Origin of the sequence: Vibrio makurazakiensis (genome assembly GCF_050337375.1) — a bacterium.
Classification (GTDB): Bacteria; Pseudomonadota; Gammaproteobacteria; order Enterobacterales; family Vibrionaceae; genus Vibrio; species Vibrio makurazakiensis.
Map to the genome: position 1 here is coordinate 1 of NZ_JAKJSW010000317.1, position 3,437 is coordinate 3,437.

Annotated in this window: 3 protein-coding genes and 1 pseudogene; all 4 read left to right on the plus strand. The window is 40.2% G+C overall.

The features are described from left to right. Positions 1–61: 61 nt before the first annotated feature. Positions 62–883: pseudogene (locus tag L4C33_RS20680) on the plus strand (NAD-glutamate dehydrogenase); the annotation flags it as partial. A 242-nt stretch (positions 884–1,125) separates the two neighbouring features. Beyond that, positions 1,126–2,139 carry a quinone-dependent dihydroorotate dehydrogenase gene (gene pyrD, locus L4C33_RS20685; protein ID WP_428814278.1) on the plus strand — a complete coding sequence of 338 codons (1,014 nt, stop codon included), beginning with the start codon at positions 1,126–1,128 and terminating at the stop codon, positions 2,137–2,139. Between the two features lie 150 nt (positions 2,140–2,289). After that, the gene (locus L4C33_RS20690) at positions 2,290–2,835 is read left to right on the plus strand and encodes a cell division protein ZapC (RefSeq protein WP_428814279.1); all 546 of its coding nucleotides are present in this window, start codon (positions 2,290–2,292) and stop codon (positions 2,833–2,835) included. A 465-nt stretch (positions 2,836–3,300) separates the two neighbouring features. Then, positions 3,301–3,437, plus strand: a 137-nt coding sequence (locus L4C33_RS20695) for a hypothetical protein (protein ID WP_428814280.1), incomplete at its 3' end; no start/stop codon positions are given.

Consider the following 3,437-nt stretch of genomic DNA (forward strand, 5'->3'; position numbering starts at 1 on the left):
GCGTAAGCATTTGCAATATCAACAATATCAGCGCCCGTCTCTTCTTGAAGACGAGTAATGAGGATGTAATTTCATTACTCGTCTTCAAGAAGAGACGGGCGCTGATATTGTTGATATTGCAAATGCTTACGCTGCTTCACGTGAGATTTATGGTTTAGGCGACATTCTTAAAGAGATTCGAGCTCTAGACAATATTGCAGGTTCTGATGCCCAATATGAATTGATCTTCCACGTTCGTAGAACGATGCGTCGTTTAAGTCGCTGGTTATTACGAAACCGTAAAGGTAAGCAGTCAGTTAAGGCGTTGGTTGAACTTTATCAAGGTGATGTTCATGCAATTATCGACACACTTGATGACATGCTTGTTCAATCTGAAGTTGAAGAACACAATGTGATTGCAAGTGCTTGGATTGAGAAGGGCGTAGATGAGAAGTTGGCGAATCACGTTGCTCGATTGTCTAGTTTGTACTCAGCACTGGATATATCCACAGTGGCTCGTGAAACGGGTAAAACTGTACAACAAGCGTCTAAATTGTACTTTAATCTTGGTGACCGTTTATCTTTGCATTGGTTCTTAAAACAAATTAACAGCCAGGCCGTTGATAATAACTGGCAAGCGCTTGCACGTGCAGCATTTAGAGAAGACCTAGATTGGCAGCAACGCCAGTTAACGGGACAAGTATTGAACTGTGGCTGCTCTGTTGAAGAACTTGATGTAATTAAAGCTCTTGATGAGTGGATGGAAAGCAATGCTATTTCGTTACACAGATGGGAAAGCATTCTTAACGAATTCAAAGTTGGCTCTGTTCACGAGTTTGCTAAGTTCTCAGTAGCATTACGTGAATTGATGTTGCTAAATTTGAACTGTTCATCAAGTGATTAATAACGCATTCCAAGCTAAATAACTTAGTGGATGGATAATAAAGAGGGCAAGCTGGGTTAAGTCTCTAGCTTGTCCTTTTTTATTGGACGTATGTCATTGTGTTTTGGTGACTATTTTGTGTGTTAGAGAAGAGTTACGCCTATAACAACCACGCTTACATGATGGAAAGTCATTGTATTAATGTGCAAATAAGTCAATAATATCGCCCCGTTTACACGGGGCTTTTTTTTACCGGAGGCAAAATGCTTTACCGTCTAGCCAGAACTGGCTTTTTCCAACTTGATGCCGAAAAGGCACATGATCTCGCAATCCAAAACTTCAAACGTTTTACGGGTACACCTCTCGATCTAGCGTACCGCCAACAACTTCCAAATAGACCTGTTGAATGCATGGGTCTGACTTTCAAAAACCCAGTTGGTTTAGCTGCCGGCCTTGATAAAAACGGCGAATGTATTGATGCATTTGGTGCTATGGGCTTTGGATTTGTTGAAGTAGGAACGGTTACTCCACGTCCTCAATCAGGCAATGACAAACCTCGTTTGTTTCGCTTAGTTGAAGCCGAAGGGATTATCAACCGCATGGGTTTCAATAACCTTGGTGTCGATAACCTTGTAGAGAATGTTAAAAAGTCTAACTATGATGGTGTCTTAGGCATCAACATTGGTAAAAACAAGGACACGCCGATAGAGAAGGGCGCAGAAGATTACATTATCTGTATGGAAAAGGTATATCAATACGCGGGTTACATCGCGGTGAATATTTCTTCTCCGAACACTCCTGGTCTTCGTTCTCTTCAATACGGTGAAGCGCTAGATGATCTTCTTGCTGAACTTAAAGTGAAGCAAAAAGAGCTAGAAGAAAAGCACAGGAAATATGTACCACTAGCATTAAAGATCGCACCAGATCTTAGTGACGAYGAAATTAGTCAGATTTGTGAGTCGTTGATCAAAAACAAGATCGATGGCGTCATTGCGACGAACACAACTTTAGATCGTAGCATTGTTGAAGGAATGAAACATGCAAACGAAGCTGGTGGCTTAAGCGGTCGTCCGGTTCAATCTCGTAGTACTGAAGTTGTTCGTCGTTTGCWTGAAGAGCTTGGTGAAGAGATCCCGATCATTGGGGTAGGTGGTGTTGACTCATATGTTGCTGCAAAAGAGAAAATGATGGCTGGCGCAAAACTAGTCCAAGTTTACTCTGGCTTCATTTATAAAGGTCCGTCACTGGTTAAAGATATTGTAAAGAACCTATCGTAAAGCCTGTAACTGGTTGAACTTACAGTTTTAAACAGAAAAAAGAGGAATTCATTTCCTCTTTTTTTTTGTCTTACGACTAGTAAAATTACTCTATTAGGAAGGTAATTAAGCGTTTTACCTAACGGAATGTAATCAGTGTGAGACGATGCAATGCTTAAACCCAGCGATACATGGAATTGGTATTATAGCGATCAAGAATGTTCGTTAATGCTAAACCTTGGACAGGATATGGTATTCAAAACCAACCTTGTGAAAAAGACGTTGGTGCAATGTGCTTTTAAAAATAATGAATTCACTGTCGATGATGCATCCGCCTATCAAATCTTCAAAGAAAAAATCAGTTGTTTAGATTTATCTGAACCAAGACAAGCCGAGCTTGCTTTGTATTGTGTTGCTGCAAAGCGCTTCCACAAACCTGTCCAACCCAAAAGTTGGTTTTTCGATACACAATCGGCCTATCATCATGACCCCCGAGAAGGCGATATAGTGCGTCTTAGCAATGAGCTGAATGACGGTCACTTTATTGTTCTTGAGGTGGGGGATAGCTCTAGTTTATGTGTTTCAATTGAATTGGAAGAGTTCTTGCTAGCGGGCTCTAAAGTTCTACGCTTTGGTGACTATATTAAAGTAATGCATGACAGAATGGTTTGTGCAAATTCAATAGCAAGCATCGGTCCTATGGCTTTAGTAGGCTAGCAATACGTATATTTTATATATGTGACCTGTCGTTTACTGAGCATCTAGTTAACCACAAACTTACATCAATCAGCCTTATGGCTGATTTTTTTTGCCTGTAAGAAAGCCTTTTCCGAAGAACTCACCCTTGTGATGAATAAATAACTGGGACARGCCGCTCGTTTTTTATCCACCAATTAAACGTTATTTTCACTTTCTATCAGGTGGAAAGCTCATTTAATTCCCGTTTTACCTCCAATAGTAGCAAAATTACACCTAGAAATCAGTATTGGTATAGTCCAGATTTAAAGTGAATAGTTAGTCACTACCGATTTTTGGGCAAATTAATCGGCATCTCAAGGTTTCGTGATTGAGGTTATTTGGTGAGCAATTACGTTATTGGAGAGAGAAAAGAGTCAGTTAGTGTGATGCTATGGAACGAAAGTCAGGTATAATCGAGGTCATTTTTACCAATAAAAGAACACTATGAATCAATATCTAGCGGTGACCTCAAACGGCCTTGAGAATTTATTAGTTGAAGAACTAACCCAACTAGGGATTACAAATGCAAAACCTGTTCAAGCAGGTGTTAAATTCAAAGCCACGAATGAGCTGATTTATCG